Annotated in this window: 26 protein-coding genes and 1 tRNA gene; 19 read left to right on the forward strand and 8 right to left on the reverse strand. The window is 68.7% G+C overall.

Annotated elements, in window-relative coordinates; translation table 11 throughout:
- Positions 1-150 precede the first annotated feature (150 nt).
- Complete coding sequence (gorA, locus tag CA234_RS18480; RefSeq protein WP_126002441.1) at positions 151-1,497, forward strand: glutathione-disulfide reductase; 1,347 nt, start codon at positions 151-153, stop codon at positions 1,495-1,497.
- 34 nt (positions 1,498-1,531) lie between these two features.
- Here gorA and CA234_RS18485 read toward each other — a convergent pair whose 3' ends face one another.
- Positions 1,532-2,797 carry a cation:dicarboxylase symporter family transporter gene (locus tag CA234_RS18485; protein ID WP_126002442.1) on the reverse strand — a complete coding sequence of 422 codons (1,266 nt, stop codon included), beginning with the start codon at positions 2,795-2,797 and terminating at the stop codon, positions 1,532-1,534.
- A 71-nt stretch (positions 2,798-2,868) separates the two neighbouring features.
- On the opposite strand from CA234_RS18485, the gene glmM reads away from it, so the two are divergent.
- The 8 genes from glmM to folP all read left to right on the forward strand — a co-directional run bounded on the left by glmM (position 2,869) and on the right by folP (position 9,946).
- On the forward strand, positions 2,869-4,209 hold the full coding sequence (gene glmM / locus CA234_RS18490; protein ID WP_126002443.1) for a phosphoglucosamine mutase: 1,341 nt from the start codon (positions 2,869-2,871) through the stop codon (positions 4,207-4,209).
- Positions 4,210-4,238: 29 nt separating this feature from the next.
- A complete protein-coding gene (locus tag CA234_RS18495; protein WP_125975515.1) occupies positions 4,239-4,523 on the forward strand; it encodes a hypothetical protein in 285 nt (94 codons plus the stop codon).
- A 43-nt stretch (positions 4,524-4,566) separates the two neighbouring features.
- Complete coding sequence (locus CA234_RS18500) at positions 4,567-4,791, forward strand: DUF1272 domain-containing protein (RefSeq protein ID WP_125975517.1); 225 nt, start codon at positions 4,567-4,569, stop codon at positions 4,789-4,791.
- A 4-nt stretch (positions 4,792-4,795) separates the two neighbouring features.
- Positions 4,796-5,956: a bifunctional hydroxymethylpyrimidine kinase/phosphomethylpyrimidine kinase gene (gene thiD / locus CA234_RS18505; RefSeq protein ID WP_125975519.1), complete on the forward strand. Its 1,161-nt coding sequence runs from the start codon at positions 4,796-4,798 to the stop codon at positions 5,954-5,956.
- Positions 5,949-6,575: a ribonuclease HII gene (locus CA234_RS18510; protein WP_126002444.1), complete on the forward strand. Its 627-nt coding sequence runs from the start codon at positions 5,949-5,951 to the stop codon at positions 6,573-6,575. Before thiD ends, CA234_RS18510 begins: the two co-directional genes overlap by 8 nt.
- Before the next feature lie 236 nt (positions 6,576-6,811).
- A complete protein-coding gene (locus tag CA234_RS18515) occupies positions 6,812-7,381 on the forward strand; it encodes a hypothetical protein (protein WP_125975523.1) in 570 nt (189 codons plus the stop codon).
- 251 nt (positions 7,382-7,632) lie between these two features.
- Positions 7,633-8,763 (forward strand): site-specific DNA-methyltransferase, encoded by a 1,131-nt coding sequence (locus tag CA234_RS18520; protein ID WP_125975525.1) that lies wholly within the window; start codon positions 7,633-7,635, stop codon positions 8,761-8,763.
- A gap of 85 nt (positions 8,764-8,848) precedes the next feature.
- Positions 8,849-9,946 carry a dihydropteroate synthase gene (folP, locus tag CA234_RS18525; RefSeq protein ID WP_126002445.1) on the forward strand — a complete coding sequence of 366 codons (1,098 nt, stop codon included), beginning with the start codon at positions 8,849-8,851 and terminating at the stop codon, positions 9,944-9,946.
- Here the strand turns inward: folP and CA234_RS18530 are convergent.
- Entirely contained in the window at positions 9,931-11,358 is a 1,428-nt protein-coding gene (locus CA234_RS18530) for a sigma-54 dependent transcriptional regulator (RefSeq protein WP_125975529.1), read from the reverse strand. The genes folP and CA234_RS18530 overlap by 16 nt on opposite strands.
- 160 nt (positions 11,359-11,518) lie before the next feature.
- Here CA234_RS18530 and CA234_RS18535 point away from each other — a divergent pair, with 160 nt between their 5' ends.
- The 7 genes from CA234_RS18535 to CA234_RS18565 all read left to right on the forward strand — a co-directional run bounded on the left by CA234_RS18535 (position 11,519) and on the right by CA234_RS18565 (position 16,834).
- Positions 11,519-11,656: an aa3-type cytochrome c oxidase subunit IV gene (locus CA234_RS18535; RefSeq protein ID WP_125975531.1), complete on the forward strand. Its 138-nt coding sequence runs from the start codon at positions 11,519-11,521 to the stop codon at positions 11,654-11,656.
- A 1-nt stretch (position 11,657) separates the two neighbouring features.
- Positions 11,658-12,779 (forward strand): NAD(P) transhydrogenase subunit alpha, encoded by a 1,122-nt coding sequence (locus CA234_RS18540; RefSeq protein ID WP_125975533.1) that lies wholly within the window; start codon positions 11,658-11,660, stop codon positions 12,777-12,779.
- 176 nt (positions 12,780-12,955) lie between these two features.
- Positions 12,956-13,249, forward strand: coding sequence for a proton-translocating transhydrogenase family protein (locus CA234_RS18545; protein ID WP_093297885.1), 294 nt, complete (start codon positions 12,956-12,958; stop codon positions 13,247-13,249).
- 2 nt (positions 13,250-13,251) lie between these two features.
- The gene (locus tag CA234_RS18550; RefSeq protein WP_126002446.1) at positions 13,252-14,727 is read left to right on the forward strand and encodes an NAD(P)(+) transhydrogenase (Re/Si-specific) subunit beta; all 1,476 of its coding nucleotides are present in this window, start codon (positions 13,252-13,254) and stop codon (positions 14,725-14,727) included.
- 48 nt (positions 14,728-14,775) lie between these two features.
- The gene (locus tag CA234_RS18555) at positions 14,776-15,615 is read left to right on the forward strand and encodes a hypothetical protein (RefSeq protein ID WP_126002447.1); all 840 of its coding nucleotides are present in this window, start codon (positions 14,776-14,778) and stop codon (positions 15,613-15,615) included.
- 137 nt (positions 15,616-15,752) lie between these two features.
- Positions 15,753-16,697 (forward strand): hypothetical protein, encoded by a 945-nt coding sequence (locus CA234_RS18560; protein ID WP_126002448.1) that lies wholly within the window; start codon positions 15,753-15,755, stop codon positions 16,695-16,697.
- A 61-nt stretch (positions 16,698-16,758) separates the two neighbouring features.
- Positions 16,759-16,834, forward strand: a tRNA-Val gene (locus CA234_RS18565).
- 846 nt (positions 16,835-17,680) lie between these two features.
- On the opposite strand, the gene epsC is transcribed toward CA234_RS18565, so the two are convergent.
- From epsC to CA234_RS18585, 4 genes are all read right to left on the reverse strand, one after another.
- The gene (epsC, locus tag CA234_RS18570; protein WP_126002449.1) at positions 17,681-18,643 is read right to left on the reverse strand and encodes a serine O-acetyltransferase EpsC; all 963 of its coding nucleotides are present in this window, start codon (positions 18,641-18,643) and stop codon (positions 17,681-17,683) included.
- 4 nt (positions 18,644-18,647) lie between these two features.
- Positions 18,648-19,946, reverse strand: coding sequence for a dicarboxylate/amino acid:cation symporter (locus CA234_RS18575; RefSeq protein WP_126002450.1), 1,299 nt, complete (start codon positions 19,944-19,946; stop codon positions 18,648-18,650).
- A gap of 124 nt (positions 19,947-20,070) precedes the next feature.
- The gene (locus CA234_RS18580; protein ID WP_126002451.1) at positions 20,071-20,439 is read right to left on the reverse strand and encodes a hypothetical protein; all 369 of its coding nucleotides are present in this window, start codon (positions 20,437-20,439) and stop codon (positions 20,071-20,073) included.
- Positions 20,440-20,508: 69 nt separating this feature from the next.
- A complete protein-coding gene (locus CA234_RS18585; RefSeq protein WP_126002452.1) occupies positions 20,509-21,072 on the reverse strand; it encodes a helix-turn-helix transcriptional regulator in 564 nt (187 codons plus the stop codon).
- Between the two features lie 90 nt (positions 21,073-21,162).
- On the opposite strand from CA234_RS18585, the gene CA234_RS18590 reads away from it, so the two are divergent.
- Positions 21,163-21,606 (forward strand): DUF6456 domain-containing protein, encoded by a 444-nt coding sequence (locus tag CA234_RS18590; RefSeq protein WP_126002453.1) that lies wholly within the window; start codon positions 21,163-21,165, stop codon positions 21,604-21,606.
- Here CA234_RS18590 and CA234_RS18595 read toward each other — a convergent pair.
- Entirely contained in the window at positions 21,599-24,094 is a 2,496-nt protein-coding gene (locus tag CA234_RS18595; RefSeq protein WP_126002454.1) for a DUF2339 domain-containing protein, read from the reverse strand. The genes CA234_RS18590 and CA234_RS18595 overlap by 8 nt on opposite strands.
- Positions 24,095-24,194: 100 nt before the next feature.
- Here CA234_RS18595 and CA234_RS18600 point away from each other — a divergent pair, with 100 nt between their 5' ends.
- Both CA234_RS18600 and dapF read left to right on the forward strand, forming a co-directional pair.
- Entirely contained in the window at positions 24,195-24,869 is a 675-nt protein-coding gene (locus CA234_RS18600) for a glutathione S-transferase family protein (protein ID WP_126002455.1), read from the forward strand.
- A 9-nt stretch (positions 24,870-24,878) separates the two neighbouring features.
- The gene (dapF, locus tag CA234_RS18605) at positions 24,879-25,826 is read left to right on the forward strand and encodes a diaminopimelate epimerase (protein ID WP_206431241.1); all 948 of its coding nucleotides are present in this window, start codon (positions 24,879-24,881) and stop codon (positions 25,824-25,826) included.
- A 28-nt stretch (positions 25,827-25,854) separates the two neighbouring features.
- Here the strand turns inward: dapF and CA234_RS18610 are convergent, their stop codons facing one another.
- Positions 25,855-26,655: a PEPxxWA-CTERM sorting domain-containing protein gene (locus CA234_RS18610; protein WP_241213576.1), complete on the reverse strand. Its 801-nt coding sequence runs from the start codon at positions 26,653-26,655 to the stop codon at positions 25,855-25,857.
- Between the last annotated feature and the right edge of the window lie 146 nt (positions 26,656-26,801).

Here is a 26,801-nt window from a genome sequence, read left to right on the forward strand (position 1 = left end):
ACCTGCCCATCCCCTCCTCCGACCCCTCCCGCAAGCGGGAGGGGAGCGATGGCGAGAGCGGTCGCACTCTTGTTTTCGGGCGCCGCACCCTATCTTCCTTCTCGACCCCTTCTTCCGGCCCCTCGCGCCGGCACACCTCCGGAGTGAACCATGTCCGACTATGACTTCGACCTGTTCGTGATCGGCGCGGGCTCCGGCGGCACGCGCGCTTCGCGCATGTCGGCGGCGTACGGCGCCAAGGTCGCGGTGGCGGAGGAATATCGCGTCGGCGGCACCTGCGTGATCCGCGGCTGCGTGCCCAAGAAGCTGCTCATCTTCGGCGCGCATTTCGCCGAGGATCTGAAGGACGCGCGCCGCTTCGGCTGGGACGTCCCCGATTGCCGCTTCGACTGGCCGACGCTGCGCGACAACGTCCTCGCCGATGTCGACCGGCTCAACGGCCTCTACACCCAGGGGCTGGAGAATAACGGCGTCACCATCTTCCACGAGCGCGCCACCATCACCGGCCCCAACGAGGTGACGCTGGCTAGCGGCAAGGTGGTCAGCGCCAAGACGATCCTGATCGCCACCGGCGCGCATCCGCACGTGCCGAGTTTCCCCGGCAGCGAGCATGGCATCACCTCGAACGAGGTATTCCATCTGGAGACGCTCCCCAAGCGCGTGCTGATCGCTGGCGGCGGCTATATCGCCAACGAGTTCGCCGGCATCTTCAACGAGTTCGGCTCAAAGGTAACGCTGGTCAACCGCACCGACGTGATCCTGCGCGGCTATGATGCGCAGGTCCGCGACCGGCTGCTCCAGATCTCGATGACAAAGGGCATCGAGTTCCGCTTCTTCGCCGAGTTCGAGAAGATCGAGAAGCAGGCCGATGAGAGTCTGCTGGTCTCGATGAGCGGGCATGATCCGATCGAAGTCGATTGCGTGCTGTTCGCCACCGGGCGCGTGCCCAACACGAAGGGGTTGGGCCTCGAGACCGTCGGCGTCGAGCTGAACGAGCGCGGTGCGATCAAGGTGGATGCCGATAATCGTAGCACGGTCGAGAGCATCTATGCGGTCGGCGACGTGACCGATCGCGTGCAGCTGACCCCGGTGGCGATCCGCGAGGGCCAGGCTTTTGCCGACACGCTGTTCGGCGGCAAGCCGCACCAGGTCGATTATCACTGCATTCCGAGCGCGGTGTTCAGCCACCCGCCGATCGCCTCGGTGGGCATGACCGAGGGCGAGGCGCGCAACAAGCTCGGCTCGGTGAAGGTCTATACCTCGGACTTCCGCGCGATGAAGAACGTGCTCGCCGGGCGGCACGAGCGCGCGCTGTACAAGATGATCTGCGACGGCGTGACCGGCCGGGTGGTGGGCCTCCACATGATCGGGCCGGATGCGCCGGAAATCCTCCAGGCGGCCGCGGTGGCGGTGAAGGCCGGGCTGACCAAGGATGCGTTCGACGCCACCGTCGCGCTGCACCCGACCATGGCCGAGGAACTGGTGCTGCTGAAGTAAGGGGCGCGCGCCTCCCCAGGGGGAGGCGCTTCCCTCAGGCCTCGTGGCGCAGGATCGCGTCGCCCGAGCCCGGCTGTGCGCCTGCCTTGCGCGACAGCCAGATCGTCGTGGCGAGATCCCAGGTGACGTTGCCGACGGTGCGCATGATGTCCGGCAGCGTCTCCACCGCGACCAGCAGGCCGAGCGGCGTGATCGGCGCACCGATCGTAGCCGCGACGGGCGAGATCGCGCTGACATAGCTCACCGTGCCCGGCAGCGACACCGAGCCCAGCGAGGTCAAGGTGGCGACGACGGCGCCCACCAGCAGAGTCGCCGGGTGCAGCGGCACGCCGAACCATTCGGCGACGTAGATGGCGACGGCGAAGTTCATCGCCGGGCCGGTCGAGCGGAAGATCGCCACCGCCAGCGGCATGGTGACGCCCGAGACCGCGACCGGCACGCCGACCTCTTCCGCGCCCTCGATCATCACCGGCAGCGTGGCGAGTGAGGATTGGGTGCTGAGCGCCACCGCCTGGCTGGGAAGTGCCGCGCGGAACATGCGGCCCAGCCCGATGCGGCCACCGAGCACGGCGGCGGGGTAAGCGAACAGCGTCACCACCAGCCCGACCGCCGAGACGATCAGGATGTAGTGGAACAGCGCGCCGAACGCGCCGGTGCCCGCCTTGGCGCCGACCACCAGCGCTAGCGCGAACACGCCGACGGGGCCGATCCACAGCACCCAGTCGATCACCACCAGCATCACGTCGCGCACCGCGACGAAGAAGTTGGTGAGCAGCGCGCGCGATTCCGCCGCGACCCGGGTGATCGCGAAGGCGAAGACTAGCGAGAAGATGATCAGCGACAGGAAGGCGTTCTCGGCTGCCGCCTTGACGATGTTGGCGGGAATGATCGCGGCGAGGAACTCGCCCAGCGGCGGCACCGGGCCGATCTTCTCGGCACCGGTCAGCGCGGCGCGCAGGCTGGCGGCGGATTCCTGCGGTAGCGGCGCGATCTTGAGAAACAGCGGGGTCAGCACCGCGGCCAGCAGCGCCGAGCAGAACAGCAGCACGACATAGAGCGCGATCGCCCGGCCGGCGAGGCGGCCGGCGGCGGCGGCCTCGGCGGTGGCGGTGACGCCGGTGATCAGCAGCGCGACGACCAGCGGCACGATCGTCATCTGCAGGCCGTTGAGCCATGCCTGGCCGACCGGCTGCGCCCAGCCGGCGATCGTCAGGCCCCATTGCGGGGAAAAGGCCGCCAATGCGGCGCCGACCGCGAGCCCGGCCAGCAGGGAAAGAAGAATACGGGTAGGTTGCGACATGCTCGCCCTTTGAGATTTTCGCCGCTATCACAGCCTGCACACAACGCCACAAGGGCGCGAGAACGAGACGCATGGCAAGAAAATATTTCGGCACGGACGGCATTCGCGGCGCCACCAACCTCGCACCGATGACGGCGACGATGGCGATGAAGGTGGGCATGGCCGCCGGCGCCCACTTCCGCCGGGGCGACCACCGCCACCGCGTGGTGATCGGCAAGGACACCCGACTTTCCGGCTATATGCTCGAAAATGCGATGGTTGCCGGCTTCACCAGCGTCGGCATGGACGTGGTGCTGGTCGGCCCGATGCCGACCCCGGCCGTCGCGATGCTCACCCATTCGATGCGCGCCGATCTGGGCGTGATGATCTCCGCCAGCCACAATCCCTATGCCGACAACGGCATCAAGCTGTTCGGCCCGGACGGGTTCAAGCTTTCCGACGCCGATGAGGAGGCGATCGAGGCGCTGATCGACGGCGACGTGCCGCTGGCCGCCTCCGCCGACATCGGCCGGGCCCGCCGCGTCGAGGACGCGCGCGGCCGCTATATCCACTTCGCCAAGTCGACCTTCCCGTCGGACCTGACGCTGGACGGTCTCAAGGTCGTGGTCGATTGCGCCAATGGCGCGGCCTATCAGGTCGCACCCTCGGCGCTGTGGGAGCTGGGCGCCGAGGTCGTCTCGATCGGCGTCAGCCCCAACGGCAAGAACATCAACGACGGCGTCGGCTCCACCGCGCCGCAGGTGCTGAGCGAGACGGTAGTGGGTTCGGGCGCGGCGCTGGGCATCGCGCTCGACGGCGATGCCGACCGGCTGATCGTGGTCGACGAGACCGGCACGGTGATCGACGGCGACCAGCTGATGGCGCTGATCGCCACCGGCTGGGCGCGGCAGGGCAAGCTCGCCGGGGGCGGGCTGGTCGCCACCGTCATGTCGAACCTGGGGCTGGAGCGGCACCTCGCCGCGCAGGGCCTGGGGCTGGTGCGCACCAAGGTGGGCGACCGCTATGTGCTCGAGAAGATGCGCGGTTCCGGCTACAATGTCGGCGGCGAGCAGAGCGGGCACATCATCCTCTCCGATTATGCGACCACCGGCGACGGGCTGGTCGCGGCGCTGCAGGTACTCGCCGAGATCGTCCGCGCAGGCGCGCCGGCGAGCGAGGTGCTCCACCGTTTCGAGCCGCTGCCCCAGCTGCTCAAGAACGTCCGCTTCGCCGGGGGCAAGCCGCTGGACGACGCGCGCGTGCAGGACGTGATCGCCGCCGCCGAGGCCGAGCTGAAGGGCCGCGGCCGCCTGGTGATCCGCGCCTCGGGTACCGAGCCGGTGATCCGCGTCATGGCCGAAGGCGACGACAAGGCGCAGGTGGAAGCGGTGGTCGACCGCGTATGCGATGCGGTGCGCGTCGCGGCAGGGTGATCGGCCAGGCGTCGCCGAAGGGTAGCTTCATGGATCGCTCGCCGCACATATTGGGCGCCGCGTCGAATTTGCTCGGTATCGCGCTGCTGATCATCACCGGCCTCAAGCTGACCAAGGTTGCCGATCAAACGATGGCCGACGAGGTGGCCATGGGCGCGTGCCTCTGCTTCGCCAGCAGCTGCCTGCTCTCCTATCTCGCGATCCGCTCGCCCGAGGCAACGCGGACGGAGGACATCGCCGACAAGGCATTCCTGTGCGGGCTGGGGGCGCTGCTGGTCGCGGTGCTGATCGTCGCCTTCAACCCGCCGCGCTGAGCGGCGCTTGCCTCCCGCGGCAAGGTGACTAGAAGGTTGGCCGATGCTGGAAATGCGGCCCGATTGCGAACGCTGCGGCGTCGACCTCCCCGCCGATGCCGGCGGCGCGTTCATCTGCTCGTTCGAATGCACCTTCTGCGCCGAATGCGCCGATGACATGGACGAGCGCTGCCCCAATTGCGGCGGCGAACTGCTCGATCGCCCCGCCCGCGTCGGCGACGCGCTGCGGCGACATCCGGCATCCACCGAGCGCAAGCACAAGGGATAAGGCCATGGGCGCACGCGTGCTGATCATTGCAGGCTCGGATTCCGGCGGCGGCGCCGGGATCCAGGCCGACATCAAGACCGTCACCATGCTCGGCGGCCATGCCATGACCGCGATCACCGCGATCACGGCGCAGAACACGGTGGGCGTGCAGGCAGTGCATCCGGTGCCGACCGACATGGTGATCGCGCAGATCGACTCGGTGGTGCGCGACATCGGTGTCGACGCGGTGAAGATCGGCATGATCGGCTCGGCGCGCACGGCGCTCGCAGTGGCGGAGCGACTGGACGAGCTGCCCGGCGTGCCGGTGGTGTTCGATCCGGTGATGGTTGCGACCAGCGGCGCCCGGCTGGCGGACGAGGCGACCGTCGCCGCGTTCGAACGGCTGATGGACCGCGCGACGGTGGTGACGCCGAACCTGCCCGAACTGGAGGCGCTGGGCCGCGATCCGCAGGAGATCGTCGCGGCGCATGGCTGCGCGGTGCTGGTGAAGGGGGGGCACGGCGAAGGGCCCGAGGTGGTCGACACGCTCTACTCCGTCGATCCGGAAGATCCGCCGCAGATCGAGTGGCGCGACCCCAAGATCGATACCGAGAACACGCATGGCACCGGCTGCACCTTGGCCTCCGCCATCGCCTGCGGGCTCGCCTGCGAATGGGACCTGCCCGAGGCGGTCAGCCGGGCACGCCGCTTCGTGCGGATTGCGATGCGCGAGGCCGAGGGGCTGGGGCGCGGGCATGGGCCCATGGCGCAGCAGGCGGTGCGGCTCGACCTCAACATGAGCTTCTTCGAGCCGATGCTGAACCAGGTGACGGTGCCGGCCAGGGATCTGGCCGCCAGCGAGCGCTTCTACCGGCTGCTCGGGCTGCGCCAGGTGGTGCGCGCCTCCCCGCGCTACGCCCGGTTCGAGACCGAGGGCGGCGCGACCTTCTCGATCGCCACCGACGAGGCGTATACCGCGCCGGTCGTCTATTTCGAATGCGGCGATCTCGACGTGACCGTTGCCTATCTCCAGCAGCAGGGCTTTCGCTTCGAGCAGGAGCCCCAGGACGAGAAATGGGGCTGGCGCGAGGCACGGCTGCGCGATCCTGCCGGCAATGCCGTTCGTCTCTATCAGGCTGGCGAGATGCGCCGCTTTCCGCCATGGCGCATTGAAGACGATGCCTGACCTTAGCTACGAAACCCGTTATTTCCAGCTCCATGCCGGCCCGGTCGCCGGGGTGGACGAGGCCGGGCGCGGTCCGCTGGCCGGGCCGGTGGTTGCCGCCGCCGTCGTGCTGGACCCGGATTGCATCCCCGAAGGCATCAACGATTCCAAGGCGCTGACCGCGGCCAAGCGCGCGCGGCTATGCGAGGAACTGCTTGCCTGCGCGAAGGTGGGCGTCGGCATTGCCAGCGTCGAGGAGATCGACCGGCTCAACATCCTCTGGGCCACGATGCTGGCGATGACGCGCGCGGTGGAGTCTCTCGGCTTCCCCCCGGCCTTCGTGCTGGTCGACGGCAATCGCTGCCCCAAATGGCATCATCGCAGCGAGGCGGTGGTCAGCGGCGACGCGCTCTGCCTGTCGATCGCCGCGGCCTCGATCGTCGCCAAGCATCGCCGCGACTGCATGATGGTCGAGCTCGACGCGCAGTTTCCCGGCTATGGCTGGGCGTCGAACAAGGGCTATGGCGGCAGGGCGCACCACGAGGCGCTGCGCGCGCTGGGGCCGACCCCGCACCACCGCCGCAGCTTCGCGCCGGTTGCGCAGGCGCATCTCGATTTCGGGCCGATCGCGGCGGAGTAATCTCCCGGACCGTCGTTTCCTTACCCCCCGTCATTCCGGCGAAAGCCGGAATCCATTCGCCTCTTCGTTGCAGCAAGAGCCGCGCCGTAGGCCCCAATGGATCCCGGCTTTCGCCGGGATGACGGCCGGAGGAGTGCGCTCCACTTATATCGATCACCCGGCAAATTTTGCCTAGTACGCCCAAAGGCCCCGTCGCCGTCCTATGATGTTGGGATAGCAGCGGGAGGAAAGCGGGCATGGCGTATATGGGCAGCTTGATACGGGGGACGACCGGCGGGTTTCAGCCGGCGACGCGCTACGACCCGGTGCTGGCCGAGCTGCTCCGCGAGGCGATCATCGGCCCGGCCAGCTTCCACGAGATGGCGGCGATGGTGCGCTACGCCGAATCGCGCGGGCTCGGCGCGATCCGCTTTCGCTTCGATGACGATGCCGCGCTGACCGATCCCACCCATCCGCTGCATATCGCCTTTCTCGAGACGCTGCGCGACCCCGTGCTGGCCAGCGACTATGCCGATCTCGGCGAGATCGCGCCGTGGCGCGAGCGCGCGCTGGCGGTGCGGCTGCCTTCGGACATGCTGGGCGCGCGGGCGAGCCGCAAGGCGGTCCGGACCGCGATCCTCGCCACAGGAACCTCCTGGGAGGTCCGGGTGGCGCTATGCGTTGCCGCCCGCATCCGATTCGGCGGCGAGGCCGAATGGTTCGGTCGCGAGGCCCAGGCGCTGTACGAAATGGGCCTGTTCACCCAGGCCCGCGCCCGGCTTGCGGCGAGCGTCGCCGGCGGCGGCGAGGCCATTGCGATCGGTTGAATCGTTTGCGGAACGTTCCAGCTTATCCACAGGCCGGGAAAATTTTCACTGGCCAGGAACTGAGTCTTTTGGGCCACACCCACCAGCGCTTGGGCCTGTGGATAACTTCTTGACTCAAGATATGGCGGGTGCCGAAATGTTCCGCCGCGCCAAGCATCTGCTTCGGGTCACCGCCCGGCGATCCCCCCTCTTGACGGAGGAGTCGCTCGGCCCCGAATAGGGGTGCCTTTTGAGCGAAGGGGCAATGATTCATGGGCGTGCTGGAGAAGGTCAAACGGGCGGGTGTGCGCGTCGCGAAGCAGGCGCCGGCCGTGCTGCCGCTGGACACGATCCTGCGCCAGGATTGCATCGAGGCGATGCGCGGGTTGCCCGACAAGTCGATCGACATGATCTTCGCCGATCCGCCGTACAACCTGCAGCTGGGCGGCGACCTCAACCGTCCCGACGGCAGCCATGTCGACGCGGTGACCGACGAGTGGGACAAGTTCGACAGCCTCGCGGCCTATGACAAGTTCACCCGCGAATGGCTGGCGCAGGCGCGCCGGATCCTGAAGGACGATGGCACGATCTGGGTGATCGGCAGCTACCACAACATCTTCAAGGTGGGCTCGGCGATCCAGGACCTGGGCTTCTGGATCCTCAACGACATCATCTGGCGCAAGGCCAACCCGATGCCGAACTTCAAGGGCACCCGGTTCACCAACGCGCACGAAACCCTCATCTGGGCGTCGAAGGGCGAGAAGTCGCGCTACACCTTCAACTATCGCTCGATGAAGACGCTCAACGACGAACTGCAGATGCGCAGCGACTGGGAATTCCCGATCTGCAGCGGGCAGGAGCGGCTGAAGAAGAACGGCACCAAGGTTCACCCGACGCAGAAGCCCGAGGCGCTGCTGTACCGCGTGCTGCTGTCCTGCACCAAGCCGGGCGACGTGGTGCTCGATCCGTTCTTCGGCACCGGCACCACCGGCGCGGTGGCCAAGCGCCTCGGCCGGCGCTGGATCGGCATCGATCGCGAGGGGGTGTACGTGGAAGCGGCGCTGGAGCGCATCGCCGCCGCCCTGCCGCTCGACGAAAGCGCGCTGCAGACGATGCAGGCCCCCAAGGCCGCGCCGCGCGTGGCGTTCGGCCAGCTGGTCGAGAATGGCTATCTGGCGCCAGGCACCGTGCTCAGCGACCACAAGGCGCGCTGGCGGGCGACGGTGGGCGCGGACGGCTCGCTCAGCTGCGACGGGCAGGCGGGGTCGATCCACAAGCTGGGCGCGACGCTGCAGGGCGCGCCGAGCTGCAACGGCTGGACCTTCTGGCATTACGAGGACCAGGGCGGCCTCAAGCCGATCGACGCGCTGCGCCAGACCTATCTGCTCGCGACCCAGCCGTAACCAGCGTTTCCTCTCCCTCCCTCTCCCGTTGGGGAGAGGGGCATGATGGCTTCCCTCGTCGTACGCGTGCCGGTAGCACGGCAAGATGCCCGATATTCCCTCCGCCGCGCGCCTCTACCTCCGCCCAATCCAGTTCGTCGACACGCCGATCGGCCGCGACGGCGAGGTCGCGCGGCTGGCCGGCGGGCTGCTGTGGTTCTTCGCCTATGAACTGATCGCGGTGGAAAATGGTCGGCGGATCCTTCAGCGCACCCTCTCCATCGCCGAGGCCGAGGCCGATCCCCGCCTTGCCCCCATTGCCGCGCGCATCACCGCGCCCCGTCCGCCGCTGGTCCTCGGCCCGCGCACGCTGCGCTTCGACCAGCCGCAGGTGATGGCGATCCTCAACATGACGCCGGACAGCTTTTCCGACGGCGGCAAGCATCTCGGCGATCCCGCCGCAGCCGCGCAGTCGGGCGTCGACATGAGCATTGCCGGCGCCGCGATCCTCGACGTGGGCGGCGAGTCCACCCGCCCCGGCGCGGAGACGGTGTGGGAAGGCGACGAGATCGCCCGTGTCGTGCCGGTGATCGAGCGGCTGGCGGCGAGCGGCGCGGCGATCTCGATCGACACGCGCAAGGCCGCGGTGATGGAGGCGGCGCTCGCGGCGGGCGCCCATATCGTCAACGATGTCTCGGCGCTGCTCTACGACGATCGCGCACTGGAGGTGGTTGCGCGTGCCGGCTGCCCGGTGGTGCTGATGCATGCCGCCGATCCGAAGCATGGCGCCAAGGGGAAGGGCGCCTACGCCGACGTGCTGGTCGACGTCTATGACTGGCTGGAGGCTCGCGTGGAGGCAGCGGTTGCCGCGGGTGTCGATCGGTCGCGCATCGTCGTGGATCCCGGCATCGGCTTCGGCAAGACGCTCGCCGACAATCTCGCGCTGATGAACGGCCTGGCGCTGTTCCACGGCCTCGGCTGCCCGATCCTGCTGGGGGCCAGCCGCAAGCGGATCGTCGGCGCGCTCGCCAGCGAGGCGCCGGCCGAACGGCGGCTGGGGGGCTCGCTGGCGCTGGCGCTCAAGGGCGCCGGGCTCGGCATGCAGCTGCTGCGCGTCCACGACGTGTTCGAAAGCGTCCAGGCGCTGCGGGTGTGGCGCGGCATGCAGGACGCCGCGCTCACCGATCCTCACGCGGCGGTCTGATCAATTCCCAGCTCGCCGAGCTTCCGGTAGAGCGTCGAGCGGCCGATGCCGAGGCGGCGGGCGACCTCGGTCATTCGGCCGCGATAATGGCCGATCGCAAGCCGGATCACATCGGCCTCGATTTCGTCGAGCGGGCGCAGATTGCCGTCCGGGCGGAACAGCGTGATGCCGCCCATGCCCGACTGGTTGGCGACCGGACCCGACGTCATCGGCTTGCCCAGCGCGATCTGGGCGATCTGCGGGAAGTCGTCCCGGGTCAGCCCTTCCTCGTCGCAGAGCACCGCGGCGCGGAACAGCGCGTTCTGCAGCTGGCGGACATTGCCCGGCCAGTCATAGGCGGTGAGCAACTGCAGCGCGTCCTCGCTGATGCCGAGGGGGCGCAGGCCCGGCTGTTCGGCGATGCGCGCGAGCAGGTGGCGGACCAGCGCGGGGATGTCGCCGGCGCGTTCGCGCAAGGGAGGGATCGTCACCTGGACGACATTGAGGCGGTAATAGAGGTCCTCGCGAAACCTTCCCGCTTCCACCTCGGCGAGCAGCGGCACGTTGCTGGCGGCGACCACCCGAACATCGACCTCGCGCGGGTGGCGCGCGCCGAGCGGCTGGATCTCGCCGGTCTGCAGCATGCGCAGCAACTTGACCTGCGCCTCGAGCGGCATCTCGCTGACTTCGTCGAGGAAGATGGTGCTGCCGTCGGCATCCTGGAGACGGCCGACCTTGCGCTCGAAGGCGCCGGTAAAGGCGCCCTCCTCATGGCCGAACAGCTCCGATTCGACCTGGTTGGCTGGGATCGAGCCGCAATTGACGCAGATGAGTTCCTTGCGCGCGCGCGGCGAGGCACCGTGGATCGCCTCCGCCACGACATGCTTGCCGACGCCGCTCTCGCCTTCGATCAGCACCGGCACGCGCGCGCGCGCTGCTTTGGCGGCGACCGCCAGCGCGGCGCGGAACTGCGGGGCCGAGCCGACGATCTCGGCGAACCCCAGATTGGCGGTGAGCTTCTCGGTGAGCGGACGGAGCTCGCCGGCGCTGCTGCCGCCCATCGCGCTCTCCAGCGCGGCGAGCAGCCGTTCGGAGGCGATCGGCTTGACCAGGAAGTCGCTGGCCCCGGCGCGCATCGCACCGACCGCGGCGGCGACCGAGCCGTTGGCGGCGAGCACCAGGATCGGCATGTGCGGGCGGCGGGCGCGCAGCTCGGCGATCAGGATCGCGGCATCGGCATCGGAAGCGGGATGGTCGAGCAGGATCGCGTCGACCGCGAGGCCGTCGGGCGTCCCCAGCGTCGCCAGCGCGCTCTCCGCATCGTCGGCGAAGATCGTCCGCCAGCCACGGCGCGAGGCGATCGCGGCCACCAAGCGCCGCTGCGCCGGTTCCGAATCGATCAGCAACAGAAGACGTTGCCCGTTGCGCGTCATGCCGACTCCAGTCCCAAATGTCCCGTTTCGAGCCGCATCGGTTAGACCAGATGCGTAAAGTTCGGCTTAAGCAGGGCCGAAACAGTTCTTTGTGGGGCGGGGTTGAGGCACGCCGGAGCAGCGGTATAAGACATCGAGCACCTAGGAGAGGAGCGCATCAATGGCTGAAACAGGTGAAAGCGCCGGCGAGATCCAATCGCATGTCGAAACCTTCAATGGTTTCACGGCTTTGATGAAGTGGGGCACGGTGGCGGTTTTCCTCATCGCTGCGTTCGTCGTCTTCCTGATCGCCCGCTGACGTGAAGATCGCAGTACTCAAGGAAGCGGCAATTGCCGAACGACGTGTCGCGGCTACGCCCGAAACCGTCAAGAAATTCATTAATTTGAAGGCTTCGGTCGCGGTCGAGTCCGAGGCGGGACTTGCCGCCTCCTATGCCGATGCCGCCTTCCGCGAGGCCGGGGCGACCACCGGCACGCGCGCGGACGTGCTCGCCGATGCCGATATCGTGCTCGCGGTACAGGGCCCGGACCCCGACAGCCTCGCCGGCCTCAAGCCCGGCGCTTGGCTCGTCGCCGGGCTCAATCCCTTCGGCGAGCGCGCCCGAATCGACCGCTATGCGGCGCTGGGCCTCGAGGCGCTGGCGATGGAGTTCATGCCGCGCATCACCCGCGCGCAATCGATGGACATTCTCTCCTCGCAGTCGAACCTCGCCGGCTACAAGGCGGTGCTCGACGCCGCCGCCGAGTACGACCGCGCCTTCCCGATGATGATGACCGCGGCCGGCACGGTGAGTGCCGCCAAGGTGTTCGTGATGGGCGTCGGCGTCGCCGGTCTCCAGGCGATCGCCACCGCGCGCCGGCTCGGCGCACAGGTCTCGGCCACCGACGTCCGTTCGGCGACCAAGGAGCAGATCCTGTCGCTCGGCGCCAAGCCGATCTTCGTCGAGAATGTCGCCGGGATCGAGGGCGAAGGCTCGGGTGGCTATGCCACCGAGATGAGCGACGCCTACAAGGCCGCGCAGGCCGAGCTGGTCTCGGCGCATATCGCCAAGCAGGACATCGTGATCACGACGGCGCTGATCCCCGGCCGCGCCGCCCCCCGGCTGATCAGCGACGCGCAGGTCGCGACGATGCGGCCGGGCAGCGTGATCGTCGACCTCGCGGTGGAGCAGGGCGGCAATGTCGAGGGCTCGGTGGTCGGCGAGATCGTGGAGCGCCACGGCGTGAAGATCGTCGGCCATCGCAACGTGCCCAGCCGGCTCGCGGCGGACAGCTCGGCCTTGTTCGCACGCAACCTGTTCAACTTCCTCTCGGCCTTCTGGGACAAGGAAGCGGGCAAGCCCGTGCTCGACGAGGAGATCGGCACCGCCGTGCGGGTGACGCAGGGCGGCAAGGTGGTGCACGAGAGGCTGCTGTCGTGACCAATCCTCCCCTGAAAGGGGAGGTGGCGCGCAATGGCGCGACGGAGGGGTGTCGCCGCGCGGGGTGTAGCCCTTCGATTGCAGCGGGGACACCCCTCCACCAGCCTGCGGCTGGTCCCCCTCCCCGTTCCGGGGAGGATCTTTCCGCGCGACCGCGCGCGGATCAGGAGTAGATCATGGACTTCATCTCGATCCTCTCGGTTTTCGTGCTCGCCTGTTTCGTCGGCTATTATGTCGTCTGGTCGGTCACGCCGGCGCTGCACACGCCGCTGATGGCGGTGACCAACGCCATTTCCTCGGTGATCATCGTCGGCGCGCTGATCGCCGCCGCGGCTGGTAGCCTGGGGGGGGCGGGCGAGACCTCGAAATGGCTTGGGCTGCTCGCGGTGGTGCTGGCCAGCATCAACATCTTCGGAGGGTTCGCGGTGACCGCGCGGATGCTCGCCATGTACAAGAAGAAGGTTCGCTGAGCATGGAGAGCATCGCGCAAAATCCCTGGGCGGCACTCGCCTATCTCGTCGCCGGGGTCTGCTTCATCCTGGCACTCCGCGGGCTGTCGAGCCCCGCCACCAGCCAGCGCGGCAACCGTGCCGGCATGATCGGCATGACCATCGCGGTGGTGACCACATTGGTCACCCATGTCCCGCGCATCGCGCCGCCCTGCCCGACAGGCGCCATCTGCGAGAATTACGGCACGCCGGTGCTCGACACGCTGACGCTGGTCGAGCTGCTGGCGGCGATCGGCATCGGCGCCGCGATCGGTATCGTCACGGCGCGGCGGATCGCGATGACCGCGATGCCGCAGCTCGTCGCCGCCTTTCACTCGCTGGTCGGGCTGGCGGCGGTGCTGGTCGCCGGCGCGGCCTTCCTCAATCCCGGCGCGTTCGGCATTGCCAGCGACGGCGTGATCTTCCTCCAGAGCCGCATCGAGATGGGGCTGGGCGTCGCGATCGGCGCGATCACCTTCTCGGGATCTGTGATCGCGTTCCTCAAGCTCAACGGCAATATGGGCGGCAAGCCGATCCTGCTGCCCGGGCGCCATGCGATCAACCTGGGCGTGCTCGCCGCGATCCTCGGCCTGATCGCCTATTTCACGCAGGACCAGAGCCCCTGGATTTTCTGGACCGTCACCGCGCTGAGCTTCGCGATCGGCTTCCTGCTGATCATTCCGATCGGCGGCGCGGACATGCCGGTGGTGGTGTCGATGCTCAACAGCTATTCGGGCTGGGCGGCGGCGGCGATGGGCTTCACGCTGCACAATTCCGCGATGATCATCACCGGCGCGCTGGTCGGCAGCTCGGGCGCGATCCTCAGCTACATCATGTGCCGCGCGATGAACCGCAGCTTCCTCAGCGTGATCGCGGGCGGCTTCGGCGGCGATGCGGGCGGGGGGGCAGGCGGCGCGGCGGCGATCGACCGGCCGTGGAAGCGCGGCTCGGCCGAGGACGCGGCCTTCCTGATGAGCCAGGCCGAGCAGGTGATCATCGTCCCCGGCTACGGCATGGCGGTGGCGCAGGCCCAGCACGTGCTGCGCGAGATGGCCGACAAGCTCAAGGCGCACGGCGTGCGGGTGAAATACGCGATCCACCCGGTCGCCGGCCGCATGCCTGGGCACATGAACGTGCTGCTCGCCGAAGCCAATGTCCCCTATGACGAGGTGTTCGAGCTGGAGGACATCAACTCCGAGTTCGCCCAGACCGACGTCGCCTTCGTCATCGGCGCCAACGACGTGACCAACCCCGCCGCCAAGACCGACAAGTCCTCGCCGATCTACGGCATGCCCGTGCTCGACGTGGAAAAGGCCAAGACGGTGCTGTTCATCAAGCGCAGCATGGGCGGCGTCGGCTATGCGGGCGTCGACAACGAGTTGTTTTATCGAGATAATACGATGATGCTGCTCGCCGACGCCAAGAAAATGGTCGAGGAAATCGTCAAGTCGCTGGATTGATCGGGGATTGGCGTGGTCGGATCGATATTGGGCGGCGCGTTTCGCCTGTTGCGGCAGCATCCGCTGGCGGTGCTGGTCTGGGCGATCCTCTACCTGGTCGGCATCTTCGCGATCGGGCTGCTGCGGATCCTGATCGCGCCGGCCGATCCGGCCAACATCGCGGGCGCGATCGGTGCGGCGCTGCTCAGCCAGGGGCTGGCGCTCGCCCTCGTCGCGGTGCTGATCACCGCGGCGACCCGCGCGACGCTGCACCCCTACAAGCGCGGCGCCTGCTATCTGCGGCTGGGCGCCAACGAGCTGCGCGTGTTCGCACTGCTGGTGCTGCTGACCATCGCCAGCATGGTCGCGACCTTCCTGCTGACGCTCGCCAACGGCTTCCTGCTGGGGCTGCTCGCCTGGCTGGCGCCTGGGGCCGCGACCGGCTGGTTGGGTGCGCTGCTGCTGCTGGTAGAGCTGGCCGCGCTGCTCTTCGTGCAGGTTCGCCTCTCGATCGCGCTGCCGCTCACCTATCTCTACGAGGCGATCACCGTCGACGAGGCCTGGGCGCAATCGCGCGGCCATTTCTGGTCGATCTTCGGTGCCTTCGCGGCGCTGGCGCTGCTCGTCGCATCGGTGGGGCTGGCGCTGCTCGCCCTCTTCTTCCTGCCGATCCTGAGCACGCTGGTGCAGACCGGCGCCAATGCGCAAGCACTGATGGAAACGTTGCTGATGATCGTGCTCGCCGCCAAGAACCTGCCGGCCATCTCGCAGCTGCTGCTGGTTTCCGGCATGCTCGCGCTGGTCGCGCTAGGCTTCGTGCTGATGACCGCGACTCTCGCCAACGCGGCGCGGACCATGCTCGGATTGCAGGACGGGCAGATCGAGGATTTGCGCCGCTCGCGCGGATAGTTCCGAATTCTCTGCTCCACTTCGGAGATACCCCATGTGCGCTCTGCCAAATCGCTCCGATTTGGAGTAGAACAGACTCCGCCATTTCGGAGCGATACGGCATCTGTTGGAACAGATGTCGAACCATGGGGGCGGACATGTACGAGGCAATTGGGGCCGGGGGGCTCGAAAGCATTTCCTATGACATCGCGGTCGATGTTGCGCAGATCGTCGCCGGCACGCCGGGGGGCGCGGCAACGGCGGAGCGGATCGTCGCGGCGGCCGGGCTGCGGGCCAGACAGCCGCTGGACGCCGCGAGCGCACTGCATACCGAGACGCTGCTCGACGGCGTCCAGCTGCTGCTGCTCGAGGTCGAGGGCGTGCCCCCGGATCTGCTCGAGCCGCTGCTGATCCGGCTGGGTGCGATGGCGGAGGCGCGCGGGGTGCCGCTGATCGCGACGGTGGCGCCCGACCAGATCGACGTGGCGCTGGCCCTCCTGCCCGCCGCTGCGGTGCTGCACTGCGCGCCGAGCGACGCCGATCGGCTCGGCGCGGTGCTCGCCGCCCGCCGCGAACCGGTGGCGCGGCTGCACGACGGCATGCGCGACCAGGAGACGATGCGCATGCGGCGCTTCCACGAGGAAGTGGCGCGCATCGCCGACTCGCTCTCGCGCCTCACCCGCAGCGAACTGCCCGAGCGCAGCGCGAGCGTGCGAAACGACGCGATGGCGTTCCGCATGGGCACCGACACCGTCGAGACGGACGCGGCGGAGATCCGCCGGGTGATCCGCGCGCGGCGGATGCGGGCGGAGTTCTTCGATGGCGACCTGTTCGCCGATCCCGCCTGGGACATGCTGCTCGATCTGTTCGCCGCCGAACTCGAGCATCGCCAGATCTCGGTCTCGAGCCTTTGCATCGCCGCGGCGGTGCCGCCGACGACGGCGCTGCGCTGGATCGGCACGCTCAACGAGGCGGGGCTGTTCGACCGCAGGGCCGATCCCAACGATCGCCGCCGCGCGTACATCGCGCTCAGCGATGCGGCGCGGCGGGGGATGGAGCGCTATATCGCGGCGGTGAAGCGAGCGGGACTTTCGCTCGTTTGAGGCTTGCCCTTTGCGCGCGGCTTTGGCATCGGCGTCCGACGCGGACGCCTCCGGCGCGCGCGGGCGGTTAGCTCAGTTGGTAGAGCATCTCGTTTACACCGAGAGGGTCGGCGGTTCGAGCCCGTCACCGCCCACCATTATCCCATAGTAGCTTCAACAAGCGGGCTGGCGGTTTCCGCCCAGTTTAAGACATTCTTTCTCTCTTCGCTCGATCCTCATTGCGGACGCTCCGCCAGCGGCGCATTCAGGCGCAGTTGCCCCTGTCGAAGCAAATCTCAAAATGCCTAATCGCCTCTTTGCTGCTCTCGCTACACTCTGGATCTTTTACGCCGTGCCAGTGCTACTGCTCGCCGCGATGACCGCTCAGGATGAGGAGCAGTTCCGCTTTCCACCGATCAGGGGGGCTGTCGACGCCATATTCTACGTTCTACTAATTCTGCCCCCACTTCTGTGTGTCTTCATTTGGTTCCGCCAGGCAGGTAGCAGGCGAACAGTCGCGAGCGTTGCAAGCTTGACGATGGGCTGGGGTCTGGTTTTGATACTGGCGCTACCGGTAGTTGGACTGATGCTTCTCGCAGCAGGCGGCTTGTTTCTGAGCTAAGCGATAAGCTGTAGGTCCGCTTTCCACCATTTTCCGCCATGGCGGTTCCTGCCCCACTTGCGGGCGTGCGCGCGACAGCTAATCCTCGCTGCTATACAACGCCAGGAGGAGGGTAGGATGGCAGCAGTTCGGCAAGTTATCGGCGGGGTGGGTTTGGTCTGCGGCGCAATATTTGCCGCATCTTATTGGAAAATCATTCACATCAGCCTAGTCCTAGAAAGCGGCTTTATGGTCTGCTTCTTTGCGACGTCTATCGCGCTTACAATCGTTGAGCTGTGGATCGACAGGGAAGCTCGCACTGGAAGAGCGTAGCAGACGGCAGCTACCCCCAATCTGAGCCGTTCGCCGCGTCTGCCGAATCGATCGCTCCTGCGACCGCGAGCTAGTCGCGATGCTCGGTCAGCCGCGCCGTCAGGTTGCTCTGCGCATCCCCGTGCAGCGGCACCGCGGCGGGCTGCACCAGCACACTGTGCGGGGGCACGTCGTCGAGCAGCCAGACATTGCCGCCGATGGTGCTGCCGCGGCCGATCGTCACCCGGCCGAGGATCGTCGCACCGGCATAAACGATCACGTCGTCCTCGAGGATCGGGTGGCGGGCATAGCGGCTGCGCGGGCCCGCCGGGGCCAGCCCCAGCGGGCTGCGCGCGCCGAGCGTGACATGCTGGTACAGCCGCACGTTGCGGCCGATGATCGTCGTCTCGCCGATCACCACGCCGGTGCCGTGATCGATGAAGAAGCTCGGCCCGATCGTCGCCGCCGGGTGGATGTCGATGCCGGTGCGGGCATTGGCGAGTTCGGAGAGGATCCGCGCGACGATCACCGCGCCCAGCCCGTGCAGCTGGTGCGCAATGCGATAGTGGAGGATCGCCTGCGCGCCGGGATAGCTGATCAGGATCTCGTCGACGCTGCGCGCGGCGGGATCGCCGACGAACGCCGCGTCGACATCGGCGTCGAGCAGGGTGCGGATCTCGGGCAGCGCCGCGGCGAACAGGCGGACGAGCAGGTCGGGCTGGTCGCTGTCGAACGGGGTGGCGCTGTGGCGCTGCCAATAGTCGAACTCGGCGGCGAGCTGTTCGCGCAGGATCGCGAAGGCCCGGCCCAATTGCTCGGCGACGAAATCATCCTCGCGCGCGATGCCGCCACGAAAGCCGCCCAGGCGCGTGGGGAACAATGCGGCGGCGACATGCTCGACGAAGCGGGCGAGTTCGGCCGGCACGGGGAAGCGGGAGAGGCCGCGATGCTCGGCGCGGCGCTCGCGCCAGGCCGAGCGGACGGTGTTGAGTGCCGAGACCGCATTGGCGATCTCGCCGGCAAAGGCGTGCTCCGAGAGGATTGCGGTGGCCATCGGCTCAGGCCGTCGCCATGCGTGCCGGGGCGCCGAGCGCGTCGGGGGCGAGCAGCCCGCTCTGGCGCGCGACGATCGTCGGCACCAGCGCCTGGCCGGCGACGTTCACCGCGGTGCGGCCCATGTCGAGGATCGGGTCGATCGCCAGCAGCAGCCCCGCGCCTTCAAGCGGCAGGCCCAGCGTCGACAAAGTGAGGGTGAGCATCACCGTCGCGCCGGTGAGCCCCGCGGTCGCGGCCGAGCCGACCACCGCCACGAAGGCGATCAGGCCGTAATCGGCCAGGTGCAGCGGCACGCCGAAGAACTGCGCGACGAAGATCGCCGAGACGGCGGGGTAGATCGCCGCGCAGCCGTCCATCTTGGTGGTCGCGCCCAGCGGCACCGCGAAGGCGGCATAGGCCGCGGGCACGCCCAGCCGCTCGACCACCTCCTCGGTCACCGGCAGCGTGCCGACCGAGGAGCGCGAGACGAAGCCGAGCTGGATCGCCGGCCAGGCGGTGGCGAAGAAGCGCAAGGGATTGAGGCCGTTGGCGAGCAGCAGCGCCGGGTAGACGACGAGCAGCACCAGCGCGAGGCCGATATAGACCGCCGCCGCGAAGGCGCCGAGCGCCGACAGCGCGTCCCAGCCATAGCGGACCACCGCATCGCCGATCAGCGCGGTGGTGCCGATCGGCGTCAGCGCGATCACCCAGCGCAGCAGGCGGCGGAAGATGGCGAGCGCCGAGGCGTTGAACTGGAGGAAGGCGCTGCCCGCCTCGCCGACGCGCACCGCCGCCGCACCGATCGCGATCGCCGCGACGATGATCTGGAGGATGTTGAACGACAGGCCGGTGGTCGCACCGCCCTCCTTGAGCGTCGTTGACGCGGTGATCCCGAGGAAATTGGCGGGGACGACACCCTTCAGGAAATCGAGCCACGAGCCGGTGCTTGACGGCGCCTTGGCCGCGCTCGCCGCGACGCCGGCATGGAGGCCGGGCTGGAGCAGCAGGCCCAGCGCGATGCCGATCAGCACCGCGATCAGCGCGGTGGCGGCGAACCAGAACAGCGTGCGGGCGACCAGCCGGGCGGCATTGTCGAGGTCGCGCAGCGCCGCGATCGAGGCGATGATCGCGGTGAACACCAAGGGCGGCACCAGCGCCTTGAGCAGCTGGACGAAGATCTGCCCGGTGGTGTGGAGCGCCTCGCCGATTCCCGCCTGTCCGGTCGCGCGAACGGCGAAGCCCAGCGCCAGGCCCGCGGCCATGCCGAGCAATACCTGAAGGGCGAAAGTGGGGCGGATACGGGCGGGGACGGCATTGGCCATGCGGGGCGGCTCCTTTCGGAGTGCCACGATATCCTACCCGCTAAGTAGGAGAACAAAGATTTGCTATCAGCCCGGCTGGGCGGGCTTGGGGCCGGGCGACCGCCCCGGGTCGCCCGGCGCGCGCTCAATTCGCCTTGAACGTCGGCTTGTCGCCGGTGAAGGCGACGGTGACATAGCTGTTGTCGCACAGGTTGATGTTCGGCCAGACCGCGTCGGTCTTGTCCTCGAAGGTGGCGCGCACGTCGAACTTGCAGGCGCTCGCCGCCTTCTCGAAATGCACCGTGGTCCGGGCGCCCGGCTTGACCTTGCCGTCCTTGTTGAGCTCGGCATCGACCTTGTTGTCGACCCAGCTGCCGCTGCCGGCGGGGGCGACTTCGATCTTGGTGATCAGCTTGCCGGTGGCGTTGGTGAGCATGAAATCCCACTCGTCGGCCAGCGCGGGGCCGGCCGCGGCGAGGATCGCGGCGGATACGATGAGAGCCAGTTTCTTCATGGTCTTCTTCCCTCCTGTTGCGCAGCATGTTGCGCCGAACGGGTGCAGCGAGCAAGGGCGTAACAATGCCTATAGCGTGCGCACCAGGCGCACCGCGACGGCGATCCAGGCGGGATCCGTCACCACCTGCTGACGGCCGCCCGCGCCGGGGGGGAGCAGCTGCAGCCGGGTACCGTCGCGCCCGATCAGCCGGCCGAACAGGAAGCGACCGGCGGGGCGCGGCACCAGCACGTCGCGGTTGAGCGCGCGGCCGAAGTCGGCGGGGGCGAGCCGCTCGCACCAGATCGCGTCGCCGGTGCGATAGTCGCCGATGCTCGCCTCCACCGCGACGGCGACGGTGCCGGCCTCGGGTCGGGGCGGGACCAGCGTCGCGGGGCGGCGCGGGGCATGGGCGCCGTCGGCCTCCAGTATCGCGGCCACGGGCACGTCCGGGCGATCGGGGAGCTGGACCAGATCGGCGGCATCCACCTCCAGCGCGGCGGCGATCCGGTTGAGCCAGGCGACGGAGACGGTGCGGGTGCCGGTTTCGAGGCGGCCGATCGTCTGCGCGGTGGTGGGCGGCTGGCAGCGGCGGGCGACGTCGTCGAGGGTCATTCCCTTGGCCCGGCGGACTTCGCGTATCGCGGTGATCATGGCCTGCTCCTAACCAAATCGGTTTTCCTCTTTCCTACAGATGCGCCGCGATGGCAAGAGGTACGCGTTGGAACAAAGGGAGATCGGGGCATGCGCGAGCTGGTGGAGCGGTCGACGGGCAAGGGCCGCAGCGTGACGGTGAACCTGGGCGAATCGCCGCTCGACTGGCTGCGCGCGCGCGGCCATGTCGATGCCCGGCAATATGAAGCAGGCGAGCGGCTGCGCGGCGATTACGAAATGGCGTCGCTGGGCCCGAGCGTGACGATGCGCTGGGATCCGGCGCCACGCGAGGGCGGGCGGCGCGCGGCGCCCGAGCCGCTCGACCCGACGCTGGCGCAGATCGCCGCCAAGCGCCGCTTCGATGCGGCGATCGCGGCGGTGGGCGGCGGGCTGTCCGACATCCTCTGGCGCGTGGTCTGCGCGGGCGAGGGGCTGGGCGCCGCCGAAAAGGGGCTGGGCTGGCCGGCCCGCGCGGGCAAGCTGGTGCTGTGCCTCGCGCTCGACCGCGTGGCGGACCATTACCGGCTCAGGTGACCGGAGGCGGCTCGGGTGCGGCGGCGGGGCGGGCGAGGAAGCGGCTATAGGCCCAGCCGATCGCGATCAGCGCCACGCCGAGCCCGAGGAAGGAAAGGATGCGCAGCAGCCCGTCCAGCGCGGCGGCGTCGACCAGGAACACCTTGCAGGTGGTGAGGGTGAGCAGGCCGAGGCCGGCGAGCCGCAGGTCGTGCCGCCCCGCCGCGATGCCGCGCCCCAGCCAGGCGAGCGCGAGCAGCAGCAGCGCCGCCGAATAGCCGCCATTTTCCAGGCTGCCGATCGGCCCGGTGAGCAGCGTGCCGTGCGCCGTCCAGCGGATCGCGGCGAGCGCGGCGGCAATGCTCAGCAGCGCAGCGGGGACGCGCAGGCGCGGCAGCGTCCAGCACCAGAAGGCGGCAAGGGCGAGATGCGCGGCGAGGAGGGGGCCGGCTTGCTGCGCGACGAAGGCGGGGTTGAGCAGCACCAGGTCGAACCACGTCAGCCGGGCGAGGCCGAGCAGCAGCAGCGCCCGGGCCAGCCTGGGCAGCCGCGCGGCGCGGAGCAGCGCCCATCCGGCGGCGAGCGCGGCCTGGGTGAACAGCGCACGCTCGACAAAGCCCCAGGCGAGGAACCGCTCGGGCGTGGCGATCGCCAGCGGCTGCTTGGCGAGCGTGTAGAGCAGCAGCACCGCGCTCGTGCCCGCCAGGATCGCGGCGGCGCGGCGGGTGCGGCCGAAGGCTCGCGGATCCGCGACGAGGAAGGCGAGCGCGGCGGCAACCGGCAGCGCGAGGACGCGCAGCAGATCGGCGAAGAGCGGCAGTTCCCTGTAGGGCAGGCGGTCGCCGGTGAGCGAGGCGAAGATCGCCGAGGCGATGTCGAGCAGCGGGAGCGCCGCGGCGATCAGCGCGGCGAGCAGCCACCATATCGGCAGCGCGAACAGGGGGGATGCGCGCACCTGCCGGCCCCAGACGGCAAGCCCGCCCAGTACCAGCGCGAGCGGCAGCGACAGCCAGCCATGCGGCAGCGGCTGGGCCAGCGCCACGGTCAGCAGCAGCGCGCTCGCCAGCGTCGCGGCGGTGAGCGCGGGATCGTCGGCGTCGCTGCGCAGCATCCAGGCGAGCCGCGCGCAGGCGAGCGTGGCGCCGAGTTCGAGCAGGCCCCAGCCGAGCGGGGGCAGTAGCGTCGGCGCCAGCAGGTGCGCCACCAGCACCGGTCCGCCCGCGCCGAGCAGCGCGAGCGCGATCCATTGCCGTCCGCGTCCCGCCAGCGCCTGGCCGGCACCGGTGAACAGCAGCGCGGCGACGAGCGCGCCGACGGGCGTGGCGCCGCGGTTCACGGCGGTGAGTCCCAGGCCCTCCAGCGCGAGCAGCAGCGCCACCGCAGCGAGCGCGCCGGGCAGATAGACGGCGTCCCGCCAGGCAAGCATCAGCGTGGCGGCGGCAAGGACGAGGTAGAAGCTCCAGGCGAGCGGCCCGAAGTCGAGTCCCGGCGCGATCGCCACCAGCTGCAGCAGGCCGACCAGCAGCGGCGCGAGGCGGAGCCAGCGGTTGCGCAGCCCTGCGGCGGGCAGCGCGGCACTCGCGCCGCCCGCGAGCAGCATGGTGTAGAGGCCGATCGCGGCGAGGTTGCCGCGCCCGTCGAGCACCGCGATCAGGAACTGGGTCCAGGCCAGCCCCGCGACGCTCGCGGCCAGCGCCAGCCAGCCCCAGCGGCGATGCACCGCCAGCCCGAACAATGCGGCGCCGAACAGGCCGAGATAAACGAGCAGCGGCGCGATCCCCGCCGCGTCGAACCCGGCGACCAGCGGCGCGAGAAAGCCGCCCGCCAGCGCCATGATCGCGGTGGGCGGGCCGTGGCGCAGCGACAGCCCCATCGCCCCCAGCGTCACCAGCACGACCGCGCCGAAGGCGGTGAGCGGCGCGATCAGATGGTAGAGCGCGGCGGCCATGTAGAGCGTGCCGTACAGGCTCGCGATCCCCGCGCCGGCGAACACCTGCCCCAGCCGGGCATCGTCGCGGGTGGCGGGCAGGCGACGCACCGCTTCGCTCGCCGCGACCAGCGCGAGGCCGAACAGCGCGGCAATGAACGTGCGCGCGGCGGGACCGAGCAGGCCCTGCTCGATCGAGTAGCGCACCAGGAAAAAGCCGGCGAGCACCAGCGCGATGCCGCCGATCCAGATCGGCAGGCGGCCGCCGACCAGCGTCTCGAAGCTGAGGCGGGGCAGGGTGAAGGCGGGGCTTGGCGGTGCGGGTGGTGCCGCTGTCGGCGCGTCCTCGCGTACCATGGAAGTTTCGGCCTCCACCGCGCGGGCCCTTGCTGCCTCGGACTCGATCGTGGTTCGAACGCTCGCCACCGGCCGCGGCGCCGGTGCCTGCGCGCGGCCGTCGAGCCGCGCGATCCGCACCTCCAGTGCCTGCAGGTCGCGCTCCAGCCGGTCGATGCGGCGCTTCAGCACGGCGAAGGCGGTCGCGGCGGCGACGGCGAGCAGCAGGAAGGCATAGGCGGTCATCACGCCCGGCTTCGCACGTTCGCGCGGCGATGTCGCGCACAGGCCACGCAACACGGCGCAAAATCGGCTATGCTACCCGCCATCAAGGAGAGGAACGCCGATGATCGTCTATGGTTCGACATTGTCCCCCTATGTCCGCAAATGCATGGTGTTCGGGGCGGAGAAGGGCTTGGAACTGCAGCTGAAATTCGCAGGGCCCGGCAGCCCCGATCCCGAATTTCGCGCGATCAGCCCGTTCGGCAAGATGCCGGGCTTCCGCGACGGCGACTTCACCATCGCCGATTCGTCCGCGATCGTGACCTATCTCGAGGCCAAATACCCCGAGCCCAACCTGATCCCGCTCGCGCCCGAAACCCGCGCCCGGACGATCTGGTTCGACGAACTGGCCGACACGATCATGATGGCGGCGGGTTCGGCGATCTTCGGGAACCGCTTCGTCAAGCCGCGGGTGATGCAGCTGCCCTGCGACCATGAAGCCGCCGACCAGGCCGAGAACGAGCAGCTGCCGCCGATCTTCGCCTATCTGGAGAAGACCATCCCCGACAGCGGCTTCCTGGTCGAAGACCGGCTGACCCTGGCCGATATCGCCATCGCCAGCCCGCTCGCCACGCTGGGCTGCATCGGCGTGTGCGTCGACGCTGCCCGCTACCCGCGCACCGCCGCCTATGTCGAGGCGATCCACGCCCGGCCGAGCTTTGCCGCGATCCTCGCGCGCGACAAGGCGCAGGTGGCGGCGATGGGCGGCGCAGTAGCCAAGGCGACCGCCGCCGCCTAAATGGGCGGCATGCGTATCGAATTCACCAAGTGCCACGGTTCGGGCAACGACTTCCCGCTGATCGACGCGCGCGCGTTGACGCTGTCCGAAGCCGACTGGGCGACGCTCGCCCGCCTGCTCGCCGATCGCGCCGGGCCGGTGGGCGGCGACGGCCTGCTCGCGCTGGTGCCGGGCGACGACGCCCACGCCTTCGGCATGCGGATGTGGAATTCGGACGGCTCCGAGGCCGAGACCTGCCTCAACGGCCTGCGCTGCACCGCGCGGCTGGGCTTCGACCTGCTGGGGCTGGACGCCGCGCAGGTAAAGCTCAAGACCAGCTCGGCCAGCGTTTCGCGCGATCCCGAGATCGCCCCCGGCGTCGCGACGATCCGCACGCTCGTGGGGCCGAACTCGACCCGCGCCGCCGATGTCGGGCTGGTCGGGGCGCCCGAGCAGGTGCGCGACGCGCCGATCGACGGCCTGCCCAACCCCCGCGCCTTCACCGCGGTGGCGATGCCCAACCCGCATCTGGTGACCTTTGTCGACCAGGTCGACGAGGCCGAACTGGTGGAACTTGGGGAATGGTGCGAAAGCCGCCCGCCGCTATTGCCCGCGCGCGCCAATGTGTCCTTCGTCGAGGTCCGCGGGCCGACCCGCCTGTTCGTCCGCACCTTCGAGCGCGGCGTCGGGCTGACCGACAGCTGCGGCAGCGCGATGGCGGCTTCGGTGCTGAGCGCCGCGCTCACCGGCCGCGTCCCCTTCGGTACCCCGATCGAAGTGTTCAACCGCGGCGGCATGGTCCGCGGCCAGGCCGAGCCGGACACGCGGGTGATGCTGAGCGGCAACGCGACGTTCGAAGCGGAACGGGCGGTGGAGGTGGATTTCGCCGCCGGCACCCTCAGCGCGGTGGAGACGTTGCACGACCGCGGCGCGGAGCGCGCGGCGTGGGTGGCGATGGTCGCCGGATTGGCGGGCTGAGCGCGGAGAGGCGCCCAGCCCGACCCGTTCAGGCGTGCGCGAGCGCCCGCTTCTTGCGGCGCATCGTCGCGCCGACCATGCCGAAGCCGGTGATCAGGATCGCCCAGCTCGCCGGTTCGGGCACCGGGGAGATGGTGAAGTTGGACAGGGTGAACTGATACACGATCCTGTGCTCGGGCCAGGGATCGTCGCCCGTATAGCCCGCCGGCGGCGTCGCCTGCCAATTCACCTCGGCTTCGTTATAGCCGAGATAGCTTCCGTCGTTGCCGAGCGAGAAATCGAGGATGTTCTTCTTGCTGCTATCCAGCGGCGCGTAGGTATCGAGGAACAGCGCCCCCGCGAGGTCCGTCCGCGTCGTCGATGTGATCGGCCCGAGCGTGCAAGCGCCATAGGGTTGATACCCGGTGTTGCAGAGGTCGGTGATCGCGGGCTTGGCGATCTGCACCGTCGATGGCAGCGACAGGGTGTTGAAGCCGACCTGAAGGACCTTCTCCAAGCTGGGATATCCGAAGTCGAGGTTGGGGATCGTGGCCCAGCCCAAGGTCAGGTCCATGAAGGACTTCGCAGCGGTGACCCCATCGACTTTCGTGTCGAACATCGCGGCGAAGCGCGTTGTGGAGGAGACGATATCGAGACCCCCTTCCCCGGCAGAGGTGGTGGTGACGACCTGCGGATCGTTGATAATCGCCTGGAAGGACATGGTGCCGCTTTTCGGCGTCCCCGGCGTGTAGAGGGTGTCGTAATACGCGTTCATCGTAATCTTGTACGGCGTCGCTTCGGCACTCGTGCCGAGCAGCAGCGCGGCAGCAATCAGCGCAGTTCGTATCATGGTTCCCACCTATTTTGACGTTCGAGAACGCGACCGTAGCGGATCATGGCTGCCAGGCAACATGGTTAACGTTTGAATATCCTCATGTAAATGAAGCAGTTCAAAGCTTCTTCTATGGTTTCATCGCGGCAATAGTCCCGCAGTCA

The organism is Sphingomonas sp. ABOLE (assembly GCF_003950455.1).
Lineage (GTDB): Bacteria > Pseudomonadota > Alphaproteobacteria > Sphingomonadales > Sphingomonadaceae > Sphingomonas > Sphingomonas trueperi.

Bases quoted from the DNA above. Each gene is read 5' to 3' on its own strand.
- gorA (WP_126002441.1), top strand. From the start codon at position 151: ATGTCCGACTATGACTTCGACCTGTTCGTGATCGGCGCGGGCTCCGGC.
- CA234_RS18485 (WP_126002442.1), bottom strand. From the start codon at position 2,797: ATGTCGCAACCTACCCGTATTCTTCTTTCCCTGCTGGCCGGGCTCGCG.
- glmM (WP_126002443.1), top strand. From the start codon at position 2,869: ATGGCAAGAAAATATTTCGGCACGGACGGCATTCGCGGCGCCACCAAC.
- CA234_RS18495 (WP_125975515.1), top strand. From the start codon at position 4,239: ATGGATCGCTCGCCGCACATATTGGGCGCCGCGTCGAATTTGCTCGGT.
- CA234_RS18500 (WP_125975517.1), top strand. From the start codon at position 4,567: ATGCTGGAAATGCGGCCCGATTGCGAACGCTGCGGCGTCGACCTCCCC.
- thiD (WP_125975519.1), top strand. From the start codon at position 4,796: ATGGGCGCACGCGTGCTGATCATTGCAGGCTCGGATTCCGGCGGCGGC.
- CA234_RS18510 (WP_126002444.1), top strand. From the start codon at position 5,949: ATGCCTGACCTTAGCTACGAAACCCGTTATTTCCAGCTCCATGCCGGC.
- CA234_RS18515 (WP_125975523.1), top strand. From the start codon at position 6,812: ATGGCGTATATGGGCAGCTTGATACGGGGGACGACCGGCGGGTTTCAG.
- CA234_RS18520 (WP_125975525.1), top strand. From the start codon at position 7,633: ATGGGCGTGCTGGAGAAGGTCAAACGGGCGGGTGTGCGCGTCGCGAAG.
- folP (WP_126002445.1), top strand. From the start codon at position 8,849: ATGCCCGATATTCCCTCCGCCGCGCGCCTCTACCTCCGCCCAATCCAG.
- CA234_RS18530 (WP_125975529.1), bottom strand. From the start codon at position 11,358: ATGACGCGCAACGGGCAACGTCTTCTGTTGCTGATCGATTCGGAACCG.
- CA234_RS18535 (WP_125975531.1), top strand. From the start codon at position 11,519: ATGGCTGAAACAGGTGAAAGCGCCGGCGAGATCCAATCGCATGTCGAA.
- CA234_RS18545 (WP_093297885.1), top strand. From the start codon at position 12,956: ATGGACTTCATCTCGATCCTCTCGGTTTTCGTGCTCGCCTGTTTCGTC.
- CA234_RS18550 (WP_126002446.1), top strand. From the start codon at position 13,252: ATGGAGAGCATCGCGCAAAATCCCTGGGCGGCACTCGCCTATCTCGTC.
- CA234_RS18560 (WP_126002448.1), top strand. From the start codon at position 15,753: ATGTACGAGGCAATTGGGGCCGGGGGGCTCGAAAGCATTTCCTATGAC.
- epsC (WP_126002449.1), bottom strand. From the start codon at position 18,643: ATGGCCACCGCAATCCTCTCGGAGCACGCCTTTGCCGGCGAGATCGCC.
- CA234_RS18575 (WP_126002450.1), bottom strand. From the start codon at position 19,946: ATGGCCAATGCCGTCCCCGCCCGTATCCGCCCCACTTTCGCCCTTCAG.
- CA234_RS18580 (WP_126002451.1), bottom strand. From the start codon at position 20,439: ATGAAGAAACTGGCTCTCATCGTATCCGCCGCGATCCTCGCCGCGGCC.
- CA234_RS18585 (WP_126002452.1), bottom strand. From the start codon at position 21,072: ATGATCACCGCGATACGCGAAGTCCGCCGGGCCAAGGGAATGACCCTC.
- CA234_RS18590 (WP_126002453.1), top strand. From the start codon at position 21,163: ATGCGCGAGCTGGTGGAGCGGTCGACGGGCAAGGGCCGCAGCGTGACG.
- CA234_RS18595 (WP_126002454.1), bottom strand. From the start codon at position 24,094: ATGACCGCCTATGCCTTCCTGCTGCTCGCCGTCGCCGCCGCGACCGCC.
- CA234_RS18600 (WP_126002455.1), top strand. From the start codon at position 24,195: ATGATCGTCTATGGTTCGACATTGTCCCCCTATGTCCGCAAATGCATG.
- dapF (WP_206431241.1), top strand. From the start codon at position 24,879: ATGCGTATCGAATTCACCAAGTGCCACGGTTCGGGCAACGACTTCCCG.
- CA234_RS18610 (WP_241213576.1), bottom strand. From the start codon at position 26,655: ATGATACGAACTGCGCTGATTGCTGCCGCGCTGCTGCTCGGCACGAGT.